The 17,545-nt window shown below is 61.9% G+C and carries 17 protein-coding genes; 12 read left to right on the top strand and 5 right to left on the bottom strand.

Annotation, left to right across the window (positions count from 1 at the left end; genetic code table 11):
• Window positions 1–20: 20 nt before the first annotated feature.
• The 5 genes from moaE to ACTG2G_RS04255 all read left to right on the top strand — a co-directional run bounded on the left by moaE (window position 21) and on the right by ACTG2G_RS04255 (window position 4,059).
• Window positions 21–494 carry a molybdopterin synthase catalytic subunit MoaE gene (moaE, locus tag ACTG2G_RS04275; protein WP_421386226.1) on the top strand — a complete coding sequence of 158 codons (474 nt, stop codon included), beginning with the start codon at window positions 21–23 and terminating at the stop codon, window positions 492–494.
• 87 nt (window positions 495–581) lie between these two features.
• Window positions 582–1,310 carry a molybdate ABC transporter substrate-binding protein gene (gene modA / locus ACTG2G_RS04270; RefSeq protein ID WP_421386227.1) on the top strand — a complete coding sequence of 243 codons (729 nt, stop codon included), beginning with the start codon at window positions 582–584 and terminating at the stop codon, window positions 1,308–1,310.
• A gap of 110 nt (window positions 1,311–1,420) precedes the next feature.
• Window positions 1,421–2,101, top strand: coding sequence for a molybdate ABC transporter permease subunit (gene modB / locus ACTG2G_RS04265; protein ID WP_139746750.1), 681 nt, complete (start codon window positions 1,421–1,423; stop codon window positions 2,099–2,101).
• On the top strand, window positions 2,098–3,198 hold the full coding sequence (modC, locus tag ACTG2G_RS04260) for a molybdenum ABC transporter ATP-binding protein (RefSeq protein ID WP_421386228.1): 1,101 nt from the start codon (window positions 2,098–2,100) through the stop codon (window positions 3,196–3,198). The genes modB and modC overlap by 4 nt, the downstream gene beginning before the upstream one ends.
• Before the next feature lie 84 nt (window positions 3,199–3,282).
• Window positions 3,283–4,059, top strand: a complete 777-nt coding sequence (locus ACTG2G_RS04255) for an alpha/beta fold hydrolase (RefSeq protein ID WP_162517520.1) — start codon at window positions 3,283–3,285, stop codon at window positions 4,057–4,059.
• Window positions 4,060–4,129: 70 nt separating this feature from the next.
• Here ACTG2G_RS04255 and moeB read toward each other — a convergent pair whose 3' ends face one another.
• Both moeB and moeA read right to left on the bottom strand, forming a co-directional pair.
• Complete coding sequence (gene moeB / locus ACTG2G_RS04250; RefSeq protein ID WP_439985208.1) at window positions 4,130–4,885, bottom strand: molybdopterin-synthase adenylyltransferase MoeB; 756 nt, start codon at window positions 4,883–4,885, stop codon at window positions 4,130–4,132.
• Complete coding sequence (gene moeA, locus ACTG2G_RS04245) at window positions 4,882–6,108, bottom strand: molybdopterin molybdotransferase MoeA (RefSeq protein ID WP_439985887.1); 1,227 nt, start codon at window positions 6,106–6,108, stop codon at window positions 4,882–4,884. The genes moeB and moeA overlap by 4 nt, the downstream gene beginning before the upstream one ends.
• 309 nt (window positions 6,109–6,417) lie before the next feature.
• On the opposite strand from moeA, the gene folE reads away from it, so the two are divergent.
• Both folE and ACTG2G_RS04235 read left to right on the top strand, forming a co-directional pair.
• A complete protein-coding gene (folE, locus tag ACTG2G_RS04240) occupies window positions 6,418–7,074 on the top strand; it encodes a GTP cyclohydrolase I FolE (protein WP_042054628.1) in 657 nt (218 codons plus the stop codon).
• 411 nt (window positions 7,075–7,485) lie between these two features.
• A complete protein-coding gene (locus tag ACTG2G_RS04235) occupies window positions 7,486–9,141 on the top strand; it encodes a methyl-accepting chemotaxis protein (RefSeq protein WP_201907410.1) in 1,656 nt (551 codons plus the stop codon).
• Window positions 9,142–9,264: 123 nt separating this feature from the next.
• Here ACTG2G_RS04235 and ACTG2G_RS04230 read toward each other — a convergent pair whose 3' ends face one another.
• Window positions 9,265–10,995: a formate--tetrahydrofolate ligase gene (locus ACTG2G_RS04230; RefSeq protein WP_429204014.1), complete on the bottom strand. Its 1,731-nt coding sequence runs from the start codon at window positions 10,993–10,995 to the stop codon at window positions 9,265–9,267.
• 67 nt (window positions 10,996–11,062) lie between these two features.
• Between ACTG2G_RS04230 and ACTG2G_RS04225 the strand changes: the two genes are divergently transcribed.
• Window positions 11,063–11,491: a hypothetical protein gene (locus ACTG2G_RS04225; RefSeq protein WP_421386232.1), complete on the top strand. Its 429-nt coding sequence runs from the start codon at window positions 11,063–11,065 to the stop codon at window positions 11,489–11,491.
• Window positions 11,492–11,546: 55 nt separating this feature from the next.
• On the opposite strand, the gene ACTG2G_RS04220 is transcribed toward ACTG2G_RS04225, so the two are convergent.
• The gene (locus tag ACTG2G_RS04220; protein WP_267511560.1) at window positions 11,547–12,449 is read right to left on the bottom strand and encodes a LysR family transcriptional regulator; all 903 of its coding nucleotides are present in this window, start codon (window positions 12,447–12,449) and stop codon (window positions 11,547–11,549) included.
• 109 nt (window positions 12,450–12,558) lie between these two features.
• Between ACTG2G_RS04220 and ACTG2G_RS04215 the strand changes: the two genes are divergently transcribed.
• The 4 genes from ACTG2G_RS04215 (at window position 12,559) to ACTG2G_RS04200 (ending at window position 15,549) form a co-directional block, all read left to right on the top strand.
• A complete protein-coding gene (locus ACTG2G_RS04215; RefSeq protein WP_021229336.1) occupies window positions 12,559–13,119 on the top strand; it encodes a YceI family protein in 561 nt (186 codons plus the stop codon).
• Window positions 13,119–13,856 carry a hypothetical protein gene (locus tag ACTG2G_RS04210; RefSeq protein ID WP_421386233.1) on the top strand — a complete coding sequence of 246 codons (738 nt, stop codon included), beginning with the start codon at window positions 13,119–13,121 and terminating at the stop codon, window positions 13,854–13,856. The genes ACTG2G_RS04215 and ACTG2G_RS04210 overlap by 1 nt, the downstream gene beginning before the upstream one ends.
• 182 nt (window positions 13,857–14,038) lie before the next feature.
• Window positions 14,039–15,163 (top strand): adenosylhomocysteinase, encoded by a 1,125-nt coding sequence (locus ACTG2G_RS04205; protein WP_421386234.1) that lies wholly within the window; start codon window positions 14,039–14,041, stop codon window positions 15,161–15,163.
• Between the two features lie 77 nt (window positions 15,164–15,240).
• Window positions 15,241–15,549 (top strand): SelT/SelW/SelH family protein, encoded by a 309-nt coding sequence (locus ACTG2G_RS04200; protein WP_005344153.1) that lies wholly within the window; start codon window positions 15,241–15,243, stop codon window positions 15,547–15,549.
• A gap of 114 nt (window positions 15,550–15,663) precedes the next feature.
• Here ACTG2G_RS04200 and ACTG2G_RS04195 read toward each other — a convergent pair whose 3' ends face one another.
• Complete coding sequence (locus ACTG2G_RS04195) at window positions 15,664–17,373, bottom strand: lysophospholipid acyltransferase family protein (protein WP_439985207.1); 1,710 nt, start codon at window positions 17,371–17,373, stop codon at window positions 15,664–15,666.
• Between the last annotated feature and the right edge of the window lie 172 nt (window positions 17,374–17,545).

Raw genomic sequence — 17,545 nt, 5'->3', positions numbered from 1 at the left:
GTAACGACCGGAGGTTGAGGATGAGCGACGCCACCATCACAGATCGCATTCTGGTGCAGCGGGAGGATTTCTCGCTGGCGGACGAATATGCCCGCCTCGCCACCCGCCCCGACAGTGGCGCTATCGTCACCTTCGTTGGCAAGGTTCGCGACTTCAATCAGGGGGAGGAGGTGAAGGGGCTGGCCCTCGAGCACTACCCCGGTATGACCGAGAAGGCGCTGGCCGATATCGTGCAGGAGGCCCGCCGCCGCTGGCCGCTGCAGGAGTGTACCCTCATTCATCGTATCGGCGAGCTGTGGCTTGGCGATCAGATTGTGCTGGTGGCGGTGAGCAGTGCCCACCGCGACGCTGCCTTTGATGCCTGTCACTTCATCATGGATTTCTTGAAAACCCGGGCGCCGTTCTGGAAAAAAGAGCTGACCGCCGAGGGTGTGCAACGCTGGGTCGAGGCACTTGATCGCGACAACGCCGCCGCTGCCCGCTGGCAAGCCTGACCTGTTCATCACGAGGGGCGCAGGTTCAACGGGAACCACAGCCCCGCCAAGGGGCGCGGATGTGCGGGCCCCATCAGGAGAAAGGGAATGAAACCGCTGTTATCTGTTGTCATCGCAGGCGTCTGCGCCGCCACCTTGCATACCGGTGCCGTGCAGGCCGATGAAGTGAAAGTGGCCGTGGCGGCCAACTTCAAGGGCACCATAGAGCGTATCGGCAAGGAGTTCACCGCCAAGACCGGCCACACCCTGACCATCTCGTCTGCCGCCACCGGGGTGCTCTACACCCAGATCAGTCACGGCGCACCGTTCGATCTCTTCCTCTCCGCCGATGCGGCGACCCCCGAGAAGCTGGAAAAAGAGCGCAAGGGGAGCGATCGCTTCACCTACGCCATTGGCCAGCTGGGGCTGTGGAAGAAGGGGGGGCCGGCCCCTGACGAGGCGACCCTGCGTAGCTGGAAAGGCAACCTCGCCATCGCCAATGCCCGCACCGCACCCTATGGTGCTGCCGCCATGGCGACTCTCACCCATCTCAAGATCGATCCCAAGCAGTACCGGCTGCTGACCGGCGCCAACATCGGCCAGACCTGGCAATTTGTCGACACCGGCAATGCCGAACTGGGCTTTGTCGCCTGGGCCAATCTTGTGGAAGCGGGCAAGACTGGCGAAGCCTGGGCCGTACCGGCTGACCTCTATCCCCCCATCGAACAGCAGGGGCTGGTATTGAAGAAAGGGAGTGCGGTCGAGGCGCTGGTGGCCTGGCTCAAGGGGCCGGGTCAGGCGCAGATCAAGGCAGCGGGTTATGCCTTGCCCCAATAAGGGATAGGGCTGACGTAATACTCTGAGTGGTAGGCCTTCGGGTCGGCCACTCTTTGCAATAAGGATGGATACCATGCCGTTGGAGGCATTTATCAACCGGGAGGTCGGCAATGAGTGAAGGGGATCTGCTGGCGGTCTGGCTCACCCTGAAGCTTGCGGCCAGTACCACAGCGATTTTGCTGTTGCTGGCTCCGCCGCTGGCCTGGTGGCTGTCGCGCAGTCAGAATCGGCTGCGGCCGCTGGTGGAGGCGCTGGTGGCGCTGCCGCTGGTGCTGCCCCCCACAGTGCTGGGTTTTTATCTGCTGCTCGCCTTCTCCCCTGAATATGGCTTCGGCGCCTGGTGGCGCGACACCTTTGGTACCCCTCTTGCCTTCAGCTTTCTCGGCCTGCTGTTTGCCTCCATCCTCTATTCGCTGCCGTTCGTAGTGCAGCCGCTCACCTCCGCCTTCGTCAACATGGGCAACAAGGAATTGGAGGCCGCCGCTACTTTGGGGCTCGGCCCGCTGGAACGCTTCTTCCACATCATCTTGCCGATGACCCTGCCGAGCTTTGTGATGGCGGCGGCCCTCGGCTTTGCCCATACATTGGGGGAGTTTGGCGTGGTGCTGATGATTGGCGGCAATATCCCCGGCGAAACCCAGGTGCTCTCCATCGCCCTGTTTGATCATGTGGAGGCGATGGACTATCAGAACGCCCATATTCTGGCGGGCGGCCTGATGGCCTTCTCGCTGGTGATGCTGGTGCTGGTCTATGGTGTGTTGCAGCGCAGACAGCGGAGAGTGTTTGGATGAACCAGCCCGCCACTATGCCGCCTGTGAACGTGCCGCACCGCCATGCCCTGAACCTCCATGCCCGACGCGAGTTTGGCCCTTTTACCCTCGACTGCGCACTGACCCTCGAACTGGGGGGGATCCTCGGCCTGTTCGGCCCCTCCGGCTGCGGCAAGAGCACCCTGCTGCGCATCATCGCCGGGCTCGATCGCCAAAGCGGGGATCGCTTGCGGTGGCTCGCTCGGGAGTATGCTCAACTGCTGCCCGAAGCGCGCCGGATCGGACTGGTGTTTCAGGACTCGCGCCTCTTCCCCCATCTGACGGTGCTCGGCAATCTGCAACTGGCGGCCCGCAAGGGGCGAGGGCGCTGGCAGCCCGAAGCGCTGGCGGCTCGGCTCGGTTTTGCCGAGTTGCTGGGGCAGCCTGCCCATGCTTTGTCGGGTGGGCAACGCCAGCGGGTGGCATTGGGGCGGGCGCTGCTGGCCGAACCCGATCTGCTACTGCTCGATGAGCCTTTCTCGGCGCTCGATCGGCGCAGCCGCATCCATCAGGCCCATGTGCTCAAGGGCTTGCAGCAGGAGAGCGGTATCCCGATGATCTTCGTCAGCCACGCCATGGAGGAGGTGAGCCTGCTCTGCGATCAGCTGGTGTTGCTGGAAAGTGGCAGGGTCGAGGCGCAAGGTCGGCCGAGCGAGATCTTCGCCCGAACCGATCTCTCGCTCGCCAGCCGTGACGATGCCGGGGTGATGCTGAATGCCACCTTGGCCCACTATGATGACGACGAGCAGATGGCGACCCTGCAACTCGGTGAGCAGCGACTGCGGGTCACCATGACCCAGGTGCCGGACGAGAGCAGCCCCTTGCAGATCAAGGTGGCGGGGCGCGATGTGGTGATTGCCACGGCACCCATCGAGCACTCCAGTCTCTCCAACTGTCTCGTCACCCGTCTGCTGGCGGTGCGCGAGGTGCGCCCCGGCCAGACCCTGTTGCAGTTGGCGCTGGGTGAGCAGATACTGCTGGCCCGGATCACCAGCCGCTCCGCCAGGCGGCTGGCGCTGTCGCCGGAGCAGCAGATCTACGCTTATATCAAGGCGGTGAGTCTGGTCAGCGAAGGCTGATTGGGCGCCGTGCCGTGGCAGGATAACCACGGTGACATAACAACAAGAGATGGTTCAGGTGATGAATCGAGAGGCAATACACTGATGCGCCGCAATCAGGTGATGAAATTCAATGGTCTTGCCCTGCGCAGTGCGGGAGAGGGCCCCTTGCTGTTGCTGCTGCATGGGCTGGGCTCCTCGAGCCTCGACTGGCAGGCGCAGATCGAACGGTTTTCCGAACACTACCGGGTGGTAGCGCTGGACTTGCGCGGCCACGGCCAGAGCATGCAGGAGGGGCCGTTCGATGTGGCGACCCTGGCAGCCGATGTGGTGAACTGGCTCGATGCACAGCCAGAACCCGCCTGGGTGGTGGGATTGTCGCTGGGGGCCATGGTCGCGCTGGAGCTGGCACTGCAACTGCCCCACAAGGTGCAGGGACTGGTGCTGGTCAACGGTTTTAGCGAGTTTCTGCTGGAGAGCCCCAAAGAGCAGGAGCGTTACGCCCAGCGCCTCAAGTGGCTGCGCTGGTTCGGTATGCGCCCGCTCGCCTGGTGGCTGGGACGCGAGCTCTTCCCGGGCCCGGATCTGGCACAGGTGCGCCACACCTTCCGGCTGCGTTTCGTGCGCAATAAAAAGAAAACCTACAAGGCGCTGCTGGAGGCGTTACCCGGCTGGTCGGTACGCGCCCGGCTCGGCGCCATCTGGCAGCCGGTGGCCATCATCTCCACCAGTCACGACTACCTGCCGCTGGCCAAACGGGTAGAGCAGTTTGCCGCCTTGCCCAACGCCACCATCCACACCCCCAACGGCCACCACGCCTGGCCTGCGGAAGACCCCTCGGGCTTTAATCACCTGTTGCAACGGATCCTCACGACCCATTGAGGAAGGGGCTGTTAGGTGCAGGTACCAAAAAGCCGAACCACAGGGTTCGGCTTTTTTGATCCCGTTTGCGTCAAGGATGGGAGCAGACGGGGCAGTCGGGACGCTTGGGCAGCTTCATCTCGCGGAAGGTGCCGCTTAGGCCGTCGATCATCAGCAGGCGGCCGCTGTAGCTTTTGCCCATGCCTGCCAAGAGTTTGATAGCTTCCAGTGCTTGCAGGCTGCCCACCAGCCCCACCACGGGGGCGAGCACTCCCGCCTCGACACAGGTGAGAGCCTGCTCGCCAAACAGGGCGCTGAGGCAGGCGTAGCAGGGTTCATCTTCCTGCCAGGTGAAGCTGCATAGCTGTCCCTCCAGCCGGATTGCGGCGCCACTGACCAGCGGCACCCTGTGCTGGCGTGCCTTTTGATTCAGCAGGTTGCGAATGGCCAGGTTGTCGGTGCAATCGAGCACCAGCTGATGTCGGGGCAGCTGGGTATCGAGCAGCGCCTCATCGGCCACGGCAGCGTGGGTCTCCACGTTGAGCCAGGGATTGAGGGCACGCAGCGATTGCGCTGCTGAGTCTACTTTGTAGTGACCAATGCGCTCATCGTTGTGCAGCACCTGACGCTGCAGGTTGGAGAGCTCCACCTTGTCGAAATCGACCAGGGTGAGCTGGCCAACCCCGGCCACCGCCAGATACTGGCTGGCGGCGCAACCAAGGCCACCGGCGCCGATCACCAGCACACGGGCCTGCTTGAGCGCCTCCTGTCCCTCGAAATCGAAGGATTTGAGGATGATCTGGCGGTTGTAGCGCAGCAGTTCGGCGTCGCTCAGGATCTCGCTCACAGCAGCAATCCCCCGAATGGCTCCACGGTCACCGTCTCGCCCGCTGCGACGCGGCCCCGCTCGCGCTCAAGAACGATGTAGCAGTTGGCTCGCGACAGGGAGCTGAACACAGCGGAGTCCTGCGAGCCGGTGCTGCGCACCTCGAGGCCGTTTGGTCCCTGACTCAGGATGCCGCGTTGGAAGTCGAGTCGGCCCGGGCTCTTTTTGAGTGGCTCGGCCGCAATGGCTTGCAGCTGGAGCGGGCGCTCGAACTGCTGGCCCGCCAGCTTGGCCAGCGCCGGTTGCACCAGCTGGTCGAAGGTGACCATGGCGGAGACGGGGTTGCCCGGCAGGCCGAAGAACCAGGCGCGGGGCAGACGACCGAAGGCAAACGGCTTGCCCGGCTTGATGGCCAGCTTCCAGAAGCCAATCTCGCCGAGCTCGTCCAGCAGCTGTTTGGTGAAATCCGCTTCCCCCACCGAGACGCCGCCGGTAGTGATGAGTACATCGGCCTCTTCGTCGGCGCGGATAAAGGCAGCGCGTAGCTGGGCCGGGTCGTCGGGGATGATGCCAAGGTCGAGGCAGTCGCAGCCCATGCGCGCCAGCATGGCCCGCACGCCGTAGCGGTTGGAGTCATAGATATCGCCGTGGGCAAGCGGGGTACCGACCGGTTTGAGCTCGTCGCCGGTGCTGAAGATGGCCACTTTCAGCGGTCGGCGCACCGCGACGGAAGCCACGCCAAGGGAGGCCAGCAGTGGCATCTCTCTTGGGGTGAGGCGAGTACCGGCTGGCAGCACGCAGGCGCCCTTGCCGATATCGCTGCCGGCGCGGCGGATGTTCTGGCCCGGTTCGGGTTGTGCCAGAAAAGTGATCCGATCGCCGTCGGCCTGCGTTTCTTCCTGCATTACCACCGCATCTGTGCCTGCGGGGACCGGGGCGCCGGTCATGATCCGCACGCAGTGGCCGGCGGGCCACTCGCCCTGATAGGGCTGACCGGCAAACGCTTTGCCCGCCATGATGAGCGGGGTGCCAGCAGTGAGATCCGAAAGGCGCACGGCATAACCGTCCATAGCGGAGTTGTCGAAGGGGGGCACGGCGAGGGGAGAGGCGATGTCGCTGGCAAGAACCCGGCCAAGGGCCGCTGGCAGGGGGAGTTGCTCGCTGTCGCAGCAGCAGGCGAGTTGTTCCAGCATCCCTTGCAGGGCATCGCTTAAGGGGAGTAGTCCGCTGGTATCAAATCCCATCGTCATGACCTCTTTCTATGATTGAAGGCGGGATTATCACAAAAATCCCCGGGGATGGGCAGGTTATCTCGAGGGAATCTCGGGGTAATCGGCGCAAAAACGGGGGTAGATGGCCATAAAGTATGAGGTGACGCACAAGTTGACTTGAATCTTGGCGGTAATGGCCGTTTACTATGCCGCCATAACAGATGGCCGTCACATCCTGTGTGGCTACCATTACAGCGATACCGTCGGCCCTGTACGCCGCCATAACATAAGGGGTTGCTCCTTGAGCGGCCCTCACAGTCCCTGAGCGTGGGAGAGAAGATAATGACAACCTTAAGTCCGGAAGCCTTGCTGGTCAGGGCTGCCCTCGAAGCCCAGGGACTGGAAACTCCCCTGGTCACCAACGAGCTGAACAGCCAGCAAAAGCGGGAGAAGATCGAAGGCCATATGCGCTCCATCATGGAGACGCTGGGACTGGATCTGGCCGATGACAGTCTGGCCGAGACGCCGCATCGCATCGCCAAGATGTACGTCAACGAGATCTTCTCAGGCCTCGACTATTCCACCTTCCCCAAGGTGACGGTGATCGAGAACAAGATGCAGGTGGACGAGATGATCATGGTGCGGGACATCAGCCTCACCAGCACCTGCGAACACCACTTCGTCACCATCGACGGCATGGCCCATGTGGCCTATATCCCTCGGGGCAAGGTAATTGGCCTGTCGAAGATCAACCGCATCGTGCAATTCTTCGCCCGCCGTCCCCAGGTGCAGGAGCGGCTGACCCAGCAGATCCTGCTGGCGCTGCAGACCCTGCTCGGTACCAAGGATGTGGCTATCAGCATCAAGGCGACCCACTACTGCGTCAAGGCACGCGGCGTGATGGACTCCACTTCCTATACCACCACCACCTCCCTCGGCGGGGTGTTCAAGACCCAGCCCGATACCCGGGCCGAGTTTCTCGGTGGCCTGCGCGGATAAGATGGCGGTTGTTTTGTAACCGCCACGCTGAATAAACGAGACGCCAGCAGCCATTGCTGGCGTTTTTCATTGGTCTCGGATGAGAGTGGCGGCCTGCAACGGTTTGACCCGCGCTGCTTGCCTTATGCAAACGTTATGCATTTTTCCGATTTATTCATCTGAGCGGTATATTTAATCGAACACGAAAAACCCCTCGTTTTCACCTTACAAAAAGTAACCGGACAGACTCTTTCCGAACCATCACAATCCGGTTACTCTAGCGCCCCCTCACGGCTCTCGCTGCCGCTCATGGAATTCAGAGATATTCATCAAGGTTGGATGGTGCGCCACTGAACAGGTGGCCAGATAGTTCATGCCAGGAGGGCGTGAACCGGACGAGTGCTACGAATTTAACGACCACCAGGATATCCCATGAATACCAGTACCATGACCATAGGTAAAAAACTCACCGCCGGCTTTGCCGTGCTCGGTTTGATGGTCGCCTTTATCGGCGGTTTTGCCCTTGTCCAGTTTGGCAACATGAATGATGTTGCCATCCGGTTTACCGACAGCATCTTGCCAGCGGTCAATCGCACCAGCGCGATCGGGGATTCTCTCGGTGAGTTGCGTCGTTATGAGCTGGGTTATTTCGTGGTGGCTGCCGAGCCGCTGAAAAGGGCTGAATATCGGAATATTGCCAGTCAACAGCTTAACTCGATCGCGCAGCAGCTGATTGCCCATGACAAGACGATCTGGCCTGAGGATGTGGCGGAGCGCCGTACCTTCGATACGGTGAAATCTGACTGGGATCGTTACGTCGCCCTGCACCAGCGAGTCAAACAGCTGCAAGACAGCGATCAGCTTGCCGAAGCCCAACGCATCTTCCTTGAGGAGGGGGTTCCCCTTTACACCGCGCTGAGCAAGTCAGTGGCCTCCCTTATCCAGATTAACCATGGTTATGCGTCTGAATCCCGCAGCGACATTGTCGACTCTTATCAATCCGCCAATCTGAGTGTCACCATCGCGCTGGTGATCGGTTTGATCCTGGTGGTGGTGCTCTCCATGGTACTGACCCGCCAAATTCGCGACCCGCTGATCATGCTGGCCCGTCAGGCCCAGCGTATTGCCAATGGCGATCTGGGTCAGGGCGAACTGCAGCAGTGGATCCGTGACAGCCGCTTCAACCGTGATGAACTGGGTCAGCTGGGTTCCGCCATCAACCGGATGCAGGGTTCCCTCTCCGATCTGGTGAGCGAGATCGCCGGCTCCGTGAGCCAACTCAGCAGCGCAGTGGAGGAGGTGAGCGCCATCTCCAGCCAGTCTGCCAGCGGCATGGCTATCCAGCAGAACGAAGTCTCCCAGGTGGCGACCGCCATGAACGAGATGCAGTCCACCGTCAACGAAGTGGCCCGCAACACCACGGATGCCATGAGCGCCGCCAAGGATGCCTCCCGCACCTCTGCTGCCGGCAGCGAAGTGGTACGCAGTTCGATTGCCAGCATCGAAGAGGTGTCGGTCAAGATTGAGCAAGCAGGCACAGTAGTGCAGCAGCTGGAGGCCGACAGCGCCAACATCAGCGTGGTGCTGGATGTGATCCGCGATATCGCCGGTCAGACCAACCTGCTGGCCCTTAACGCGGCCATCGAAGCGGCCCGTGCCGGTGAGCAGGGGCGTGGTTTTGCGGTCGTTGCGGATGAAGTGCGTTCATTGGCCCAGCGTACCCAGGACTCCACCGCCGAGATCAGCAAGATGATCGAGCTGCTGCAGAGCCGCGCCGCCGAGGCGGGCAACGCCATGCAGCTGAGTCGTCACCAGATGCAGGAGAGCGTCGGTCTGGCGCGGGATGCCGGTACCAGTATCGAGACCATCAACGGTGCCGTGGTGCGCATCACCGACATGAACACCCTGATCGCCACCGCCACCGAAGAGCAGAACGCGGTGACCGAAGAGCTCAATCGCAGCATCGTCAACATTCACAATGCCGCTGACGAGAATGCCCAGGGCGCTCATCAGATCGCCCAGGCTTGCGTCGAGCTGAGCAAGCTGGCCAACACCCTGCACCATATGACCCAGCGCTTCACCCTCTAAGGGTTGATGCATGGGTAACAGAAGGCCCCGCAATTGTCGGGGCCTTGTTGTTTCTGGCTGGTTTGTTGAGCGTAGGGTCGATTAGCGAAGCGTAATCGGCCGACGCTAGCCCCTCACTGACCTTTAGCTAAGTCCAATGATCTCTCCATCTTCATCAATATCGATATGGCGATAGGCAGGCAGACTACCCAGCCCCGGCATGGTCATGATGGGGCCCGCCAGCGCATAGACGAACCCGGCACCGGCGCAGAGCTTCACCTCGTCGATGGGCACCTCGAAATCGGTCGGTACCCCTTTGAGGGCGGGGTCATGGCTGATGGAGAGCGGCGTTTTGGCTACGCAGATGGGCAAGTGATCCCACCCTTCGGCGGAGAGTTGCGCCAGCTGCTGGCGCGCTCTGTCGGAGAGCTGCACTCCGCGGCCGCCGTAGCCGCACTCCACCAGGGTCGCCAGCTTGGCATCGAGGCTCGCCTCGTCGGGGTAGAGCAGTTTCACCTTACCGGGTTGCTCGCAGGCGGCGATCACGGCGCGGGCCAGCTCGCTGGCACCGGCACCACCCTGGGTGAAGGCGTTGGAGATGGCTGCGCCACAGGCGCCGGCTTGCTGGGCTTCATGGGCCAGCAGCGCCAGTTCGGCCTCGCTGTCGGTGGGGAAGCGGTTGATGGCGACCACTACCGGCACCCCGTAGCGGCGGGCGTTCCGGATATGCCAGGCGAGGTTGGCGCAGCCTTGCTTGAGGGTCGGCAGATCTTCCCCTTGCAGGCTGGCTGGCAGCGGCTGACCCGGACGGATATCGAGCAGGCCGCTGTTGGCCTTGAGGCCGCGCACAGTGGCCACCAGCACCACGCAGGCAGGGGTAATGCCGGATTGGCGGCTCTTGATGTTGAAGAACTTCTCCAACCCCATGTCGGAGCCAAAACCCGCCTCGGTCACCACATAGTTGGTCAGACCAAGGGCGATGCGATCGGCGATCACCGAGGAGTTGCCGTGGGCGATATTGGCAAAGGGGCCGGCGTGTACCAGCACCGGCGTCTGCTCGGTGGTCTGCATCAGGGTCGGTTGCAGCGCATCTTTCAGCAGCACCGTCATGGCGCCCGCTACTTCCAACTGTTCGGCGGTAATGGGCTTGCCGTGAATATCGCGGGCCAGCTGGATGCGGCCGATGCGCTGGCGCAGGTCTTTCAGATCGCTCGCCAGCGCCAGAATGGCCATCAGCTCGGAAGCGGCGGTGATGACGAAACGATCGCTGCGTTCCACACCATCGGCAGCGCCCCCCTGTCCAATCGTGAGGTGGCGCAGGGCGCGGTCATTCATGTCGAGGGTGCGCGGCCAGAGGATGTTGTCAGCATCGATATCGAGCCGCGGGAGGCCGGTTTTGGCGGTGAACTCGGCACCCAGTTTCTGTTCGTGGAACAGGCGGGCATCGAGGGCTGCCGCCGCCAGATTGTGGGCCGCCGTCAGGGCGTGAAAATCGCCAGTGAGGTGGAGGTTCATCTCCTCCATCGGCACCACCTGGGCGTGGCCGCCACCGGCAGCGCCCCCCTTGACCCCGAATACCGGCCCGAGGCTCGGCTGGCGGATAGTGGCGATGCTGGGCTGGCCGATATGGTTGAGCCCCATGGAGAGGCCAAGGGTAGTCACCGTCTTCCCTTCACCGAGCGGGGTCGGGGTTATGGCGCTCACTAGTACCAGCTTGCCGCGCTGTTTGGGCTGAGACTTGAGCAGGTCGAGGCTGAGCTTGCCTTTGTAGTGGCCATGGGGGCTGAGCAGGTGCTGGGGGATGGCGAGGCGGTCGGCCAGCGCGTGGATTGAGAGACGGGGGGACTGGCGGGAGATCTCGATATCGCTTAGCATCAGCACCTCGTTGGCATATCGGGGTAAAATATGCGGCGCAGTCTAGTGGAATATAACGGGTAATCCAATGACGAAAACGATTTTATTTGGTGAGGGTGAGGTTCGTCAGAATCCTGTTCTGCTGGATCTCAACGCACTCTATCATCCCCCCAAGCAGCCGATGACGGCGCTGGGGATTGTCAGCGCGCTGGTGCCGTTGTTCGGTTTCGGCTGGCAGGCGATGACCCAGGACCCCGAAACCCAGCTGCGCCACGAGATCCGCAAACGGGTCAACAAGCACAAGACCGACGAGGCAAACCTCATTTTGATCCTGCAGCTGGCCGCCATGTTTGACTGCCCCGAGATTGAAGTGGCGCTCCCCTATGCCTTCAGTGAGCAGCAGTTGTCGGTTGTCCGCACCCGACTGCCACGCTGGCAGTTGCACCCCGAGCAGGAGCGTCTGCTAGCCAAGCTCACCCCTGTTGCCGCATCCACCAACGCATCCGGCCAGCGTTAGGTTTCAAGCCGGACCAGCAGGCCGGACAGTCAGGCCGTATCCTCTGCTCTGGCAATCATGCCGGCTTATCCCACTGTTGCGGGGCGAGATAGCGCTCCTGCACGAACTCGATAAAGCAGCGCACCTTGGCCGAGACGAAGCGGCGGTGCGGATAGACCGCATAAAGTCCCACATCTCCCTTGTCCCACTCTGGCAGCAGGCTGACCAGCTGCCCTGACCGCAGCGCCTCCCCCACGATAAAGGTGGGCTGCAATATGATGCCCTGATCATCACAAGCGGCGCGGGTCAGCGCCACCCCGTTGTTGGCCCGCAGCGGCCCCTGTGGCCGGATGCTCTGCTGCTCGTTTCCCCGTTTGAAGTGCCACTCCGGCTGGGTCAGGGTGTAGATCAGACAGTCGTGCTGCTTGAGATCCTCGGGTTTTTCCGGTCTGCCCTTGCGCGCCAGATAGGCGGGGCTGGCGCACAGCTCGACCCGAATGGTGGCAAGCTGGCGCGCCACCAGCGAGGAGTCGCTGAGGTGGCCGATCCGCAGCGCCAGATCGAACCCCTCTTCCACCAGCGCTACCCGCCGGTCGCTGTACTCGATATCGAGCTTGAGATCGGGAAAGCGCTGGCGAAACAGCGGCAGGGCCGGGGAGAGGTGTAGATAGCCAAAGTCCATCGGCACCGAGAGCTTGAGGGTGCCGTTCGGCTGCTGGTTGTGGTGGGTCAGCTGGCTGTGGGTCTCTTCCAACTCCGCCAGCAGGGCGAGGGAGCGCTGGTAGTAGAACTGGCCCGCTTCGGTGGGATTGACCTGACGGGTGGTGCGCGACAGCAGCCGGGTGGCGAGGGACTCCTCCAGCTGCTGCATTAGCTTGGAGGCCATGGCGACCGAGATGCCGAGCTGGTTGGCGGCCTTGGTAAAGCTCTGGCACTCCACCACCTTGATAAAGGTGCGCATGGCGGCGATTTGGTCCATTTTCCATCCTCAGTAAATAATGAATTTAATAAATCACTGATTATTCATCTTCAGAACGAGGTTAGCATTTTAACCACTGATGTGAACCCCAAGATGAAGGAACGAACGGATGAAAATGACCAAGGCTCTGCTGGCCTCCTGCCTGTTTATGGCTACCCCTCTGATGGCGGCGGATTACGATGTGGATGCGGCGCACACCACGGTGCAGTTCAAGGTGGGTCACCTGGGTTTCTCCGAGCTGGTGGGTCGCTTCAACACCTTCAGCGGCACCTTCAGCATGGATGACGCCAACCCGGCGGCCGCCAAGGCGAGCTTTGAAGTGGATGCCGCCAGCGTCGATTCTAACCACGAAGCCCGCGACAAACATCTGCGCAGCCCGGACTTCCTCGACGTGAAGCAGTATCCCAAGATGACCTTCGTCAGCTCCGCTTACGAGGGCACCAAGGATAAAGGCGTACTGAAAGGGACGCTGACCTTGCACGGTGTCTCCAAGGAAGTGGCCTTCGAGCTGGTCAAAATTGGCGAAGGCAAGGATCCCTGGGGCGGCTACCGCAGCGGTTTCAACGCCTCCACCACCATCAAGCGCAGTGACTTTGGCGTGAGCTACATGCTGCCCGGCATCCCGGACGAGATGAACATCAACCTGTTTGTCGAAGGCGTGCGCAAGTAATGGGCGCGGAACTTCTGCTGCAAACCCTGGCGGCTCCTCTGGGAGCCGCTTTGCTATCGTGGCGCTGGCCGCGACTGGGTTATCTGTGGGGCGCGCTGGCGCTCTGGCTGGTGGGCTCCTTGCTCGGCGGTCTCTATGGTATTCCGGCCAAGGCGTGGCAGTGGCTGCCGCTGACCCTGCTGGTGCCCGCCATTGCGGCTCAGGTGAACGATCTGCGCGGTTCACTGCTGCTCTTTGCCGTGTTCAGTGCGCTGGTGTGGTGGCAGGGATTGGCCTCGGTATTGGCGAGCGAACCCGGGATCTGGCTGGCGCTACTGCCCGCCATCCTCTGGTTTGGCTGGAGCACCTTGCGCGGTGACAGCCGCGAGGGGCTCGGGTTTGCCCTCGGCTTTATCTGGTTGGCGCTGGTGATCGGCATCGATGGCAGCCTGCTGATTGCCCAGCTGGCCGGTGCGCTGGCCGCTTTCGCCGGTTTTCGCGCCCTGCTTGCCACCTTTGTTGACATCAAGGTAGCACCCGCCGGTCTGGCGCTGGCCCTCGCCTTCGTCCAGATGCTGGCCTGGCAATATGTGGAGGTGCCGCTGGTGGTGTTGCTGCCGGTCTGGTTGCTGCCGTTGCTAGAGTGGGCATTGCGTGACAAACCGTTGCCAGTGCGTTGGGGTGGGCTGATATTGCTCGCCGCGGCGGGAACCGGGCTCAGCCTGTGGTGGGTGTGGCCTGCTGCTTCTTTGTACTGATTTTTGCATGAAAAACAGGCAATTACAGTCATTTTTGCATACTCGCTCATACTCTTGGCAGATAATGATTGAGCCCCATATGTGTTTCAGATAAAAAGGATTTTCATTTTATTTGGACACACACAGAACCCGGCCGCGCCGGGTTCTGTTTGCCTGCTTTGCGGCACATAAGGAGGCCACAGTTGCGCAGTCAAGGATCTGAGCATCTGTTTTTTCGCCATTTCACCGGACAGGGACGTATCGATGGTCTCTGCATTCTGCTGGTCACTCACCTGCTTCCCGATCGCCCCCGTTTTATCGATGCCCTCGGTCAGATTGGGCGGATTGGCGCGATTTTACCCAAACCGAAATCGGTACACGGACCTACCTTCGAGTGGGTATCCCGGCACTATCCGGTACAGCCCCTTAACAGGCACTGGACCAATGATCCCGACAGCATAATCCAGCAGATTGCGCCGCTGGTGGCCCCCCACGAGCGGTTGCTGATCCTCGATATTGGCGGTTACTTTGCCAAAACCCAGGTGATCTTGAGTGAATACTTCGGGCCCCGTTTCCTCGGGGTGGTGGAGATGACCGAGAACGGCCATCAACGCTATGAGCAGGAGGTGCTGGCGACCCCGGTGGTGTCGGTGGCGCGCAGCCCCCTCAAGCAGGCCGAGGATATCCAGATTGGTTTGAGCGTGGTCTACTCCGCGGAGTCGCTGGCTCGTAATCTCAACCGTACTTTCAACGTCTGCGAAGCCGTGCTGTTTGGCTATGGCAAGGTGGGGCGCAGCATCGCCCGCGACCTGCGCTGTCGCAATCTTCATCTCGGGCTGGTGGAAACAGATGTGCTGCGACAGGTCGAAGCGCTCTCTCACGGTTTTCGCTTGATCACCAAGGCTGAAGCCTTGAGCCGCGCCGAGCTGGTGATCTGCTCTACCGGCAACGGCTCGCTGGATTTGGCGGATCTGCAGGCGCTGCGCCCCGGCACCATGGTCGCCTCGGTCACCTCGGCCGATGACGAGTTTGCCTTCTCGCTGGCCCAGTTGCCGTGGCCGAGCGAAGAGGTGTGCCCCCATGTGCTGGCCCTCAACCGGCCGGATGGTACCCAGATCTACCTGCTCAACCGGGGCGAGGCGGTCAACTTCGTCCATGGCGCCGTGATTGGCGAATATGTCTATCTGGTGCTGGCGGAGATCATGGAAGGGATCCGGATGCTGGCGGCAGGCCCTCTTGCTCCCGGCCTGTTCGAGCTGCCAGAATCGGCGATGCGTACCATTGCCCGCCATTGGCTGGCCGATTTTCATGGGGTTGATCAGCGCTGATTTGACCGAACCGGGATTGGCCATTGGGTGGCGGTACGCCATTTCCCGCCATTGGCCGCTTTTTTATGGAGTCACTCATGACCGAGTCTGAAACCCTGATCAGCAAACCCCGCATCGAAATCCGCTACTGCACCCTCTGTCGCTGGATGCTGCGCGCCGCCTGGCTGGCGCAGGAGCTGCTTTCCACCTTTGACAGCGATCTGGGGGAGGTGGCGCTGGTGCCGGCCAGCAAGGGGGAGTTCCGCATTCTGGTGAACGGGGTGCAGGTGTGGGATCGGGTGGTCGATGACGGCTTCCCCGAGGCCAAGGAGATCAAGCAGCGGGTGCGCGATGTTATCGCCCCTGAGCGGGATCTCGGCCACTCGGATCGCAAGGCTGCCGAGTAACGCCAGATGGGCCGAGCGCCTCGAAAAGGTGCTGAGCATGAGAGCGAAAGGAGAGGGAGGCGATGGCCTCTCTCTCCTTTTTTGCCTTTGGCTGTTTGCCTGGCGCCTGCAGGGCTATGAGCGCGGCTCGGCCAGATGACTGCCGATATAGCGGGCCCGCTTGTGGGGCTTGATGCGGCTCACATCGACCCACACCAGCCCGTCGATGCAGTGGTTGAAGTCGGGGTCGATACCAAAGTCCATAAATTGCACCCCGCCCGGCTCGCACAGCTCGGAGTACTGCTTGTAGAGGGTGGGGATGGCGCAGCCCAGATTGTCGAGACGGGCCTTGAGTGCTTTGAGATCGGCGCCGTAATCCACCCCTTCGAACAGAGGCTGCGTCTCGGGGTAGGGACGGCGGGAGGGGGCCAGCGCCAGCTCGGGGGCAAAGTGCTGGCGGTAGAAGCTCACCAGCAGATCCTTGGCCGCCGGCGGCAGGCTGCCGGAGAGCGACACCGGGCCAAACAGGTAGCGGTAGCGGGGATAGCGGGCCAGATAGGCACCGATGCCGAACCAGAGATAATCGAGCCCCCGCTTGCCCCAGTAGGCGGGCTGGATAAAGCTGCGGCCAAGCTCGATAGCCTGCTCCAGCCGGGGCAGCAACTTATCCTCAAAGCCGAACAGGGTGTGGCTGTAGAGGCCATCCTTCCCCTTGCTGGCCAGCAGCTCCGCCACCGGGGCAAAGCGGTAGGCGCCGATAATGTCGAGTCGGGCCGGATCCCAGAGGATCAGGTGGTGATAGTCGTTGTCAAAACCATCGAGATCCCGCCGCTTGCCAGACCCTTCCCCCACTGCGCGAAAGGCGATCTCCCGCAGTCGCCCCAGCTCGCGCAGGATCACCGAGTGGCTCAGTTCGTGGCGGCGGTAGAGGTAGATCCCCTGACCATCCGGGGTGGTGCCGAGCTGTTCGCAGCTCTCGATGGCCTGTTTGAGCTGGCGGCGATCCCCCGGCAGGGCGATGGGGGCCTCGGTCTGCAGCCGTCCCGCCTTGCCACGGCCAATCCGGTAGAGGTGGTTGCGCACCAGCCGCGCCGCCGTCTTGGCGGGTAGATCCTGAAAACTGCCGAGTGGAATGCGCGCCCCTATGGTCACCGGCAGGGTCTGCCCCTGCTGGCGAAACAGCTGACGCACCAGCAACAGGGCGGAGGCGGGCTTGTTGAGCCAGGAGGCGAGATAGAACCAGAGGCTGTTGCGCCCCCCCAGATGGATGGGCACCAGCGGGGTGCAGGTGCGCTGGGCCAGCTTGATAAAGCCTGCCTGCCAGGGGCCATCTTTCACCCCCTTGAGGCCAAGCCGCGAGACTTCACCTGCGGGGAAGATCACCAGCGCCCCTTCATGGGCGAGGTGTTCATTCATAGCGAGGATGGCTTGCCGATCGGTCTTGCCCTCCATGTTGTCCACCGGCAATAGCAAGGGGCGCAGCGGCGCGAGCTGGGCCAGCAGCTGGTTGGCGACGATCTTCACATCGGGGCGGATGCGGCCGAGCAGTTGCAGCAGCGCCAGTCCGTCCAGCGAGCCGATGGGGTGGTTGGCGACTAGAATGACCCGGCCGCTGGCGGGAATATGCTCCAGCTGCGCCTCGCTGACCCGATAGTCGAAATCGAGCTGGGTCAGCGCCTGCTCGACAAAGTCGAGGCCGCGCAGGTGCGGGTAGCGGGCGGCAAAGTCGGCAAAGGCACGTTCGTTGAGCAGCCAGCCCAGCAGCCGCTTTAACAGCGGGGTGAGCAGGGGGTAGCCAAGCAGGCGGGGGAAGTGCTGGGTCAGCAGGGTATCGATAGTGAACATCTGGGGGGCTCCGGCGATCCGTTGCTCCCAGCATGATGTGACACTGTTCCCGCGACATGTCAGCGGGATGACAGTTTGATGGCAGCGGCGGCCAGTTGCTCCTGAGCGACCCTCCCCGGTTTCCCTTTCTTGATGGGTGATGGCCAGATAGCAAGGGGGGAGCCGGTTAACC

It is taken from the genome of Aeromonas sp. 55A (genome assembly GCF_051919665.1).
Classification (GTDB): Bacteria; Pseudomonadota; Gammaproteobacteria; order Enterobacterales; family Aeromonadaceae; genus Aeromonas; species Aeromonas veronii.
The sequence above is the reverse complement of the archived record's forward strand: the minus strand, read 5'-3'. Positions and strand labels throughout refer to the sequence as shown.

Bases quoted from the DNA above. Each gene is read 5' to 3' on its own strand.
- moeA (WP_439985887.1), bottom strand. From the start codon at position 6,108: ATGGGATTTGATACCAGCGGACTACTCCCCTTAAGCGATGCCCTGCAA.
- ACTG2G_RS04255 (WP_162517520.1), top strand. From the start codon at position 3,283: ATGCGCCGCAATCAGGTGATGAAATTCAATGGTCTTGCCCTGCGCAGT.
- ACTG2G_RS04200 (WP_005344153.1), top strand. From the start codon at position 15,241: ATGACCGAGTCTGAAACCCTGATCAGCAAACCCCGCATCGAAATCCGC.
- ACTG2G_RS04220 (WP_267511560.1), bottom strand. From the start codon at position 12,449: ATGGACCAAATCGCCGCCATGCGCACCTTTATCAAGGTGGTGGAGTGC.
- folE (WP_042054628.1), top strand. From the start codon at position 6,418: ATGACAACCTTAAGTCCGGAAGCCTTGCTGGTCAGGGCTGCCCTCGAA.
- modC (WP_421386228.1), top strand. From the start codon at position 2,098: ATGAACCAGCCCGCCACTATGCCGCCTGTGAACGTGCCGCACCGCCAT.
- ACTG2G_RS04195 (WP_439985207.1), bottom strand. From the start codon at position 17,373: ATGTTCACTATCGATACCCTGCTGACCCAGCACTTCCCCCGCCTGCTT.
- ACTG2G_RS04235 (WP_201907410.1), top strand. From the start codon at position 7,486: ATGAATACCAGTACCATGACCATAGGTAAAAAACTCACCGCCGGCTTT.
- ACTG2G_RS04215 (WP_021229336.1), top strand. From the start codon at position 12,559: ATGAAAATGACCAAGGCTCTGCTGGCCTCCTGCCTGTTTATGGCTACC.
- ACTG2G_RS04230 (WP_429204014.1), bottom strand. From the start codon at position 10,995: ATGCTAAGCGATATCGAGATCTCCCGCCAGTCCCCCCGTCTCTCAATC.
- moaE (WP_421386226.1), top strand. From the start codon at position 21: ATGAGCGACGCCACCATCACAGATCGCATTCTGGTGCAGCGGGAGGAT.
- modA (WP_421386227.1), top strand. From the start codon at position 582: ATGAAACCGCTGTTATCTGTTGTCATCGCAGGCGTCTGCGCCGCCACC.
- modB (WP_139746750.1), top strand. From the start codon at position 1,421: ATGAGTGAAGGGGATCTGCTGGCGGTCTGGCTCACCCTGAAGCTTGCG.
- ACTG2G_RS04210 (WP_421386233.1), top strand. From the start codon at position 13,119: ATGGGCGCGGAACTTCTGCTGCAAACCCTGGCGGCTCCTCTGGGAGCC.
- ACTG2G_RS04225 (WP_421386232.1), top strand. From the start codon at position 11,063: ATGACGAAAACGATTTTATTTGGTGAGGGTGAGGTTCGTCAGAATCCT.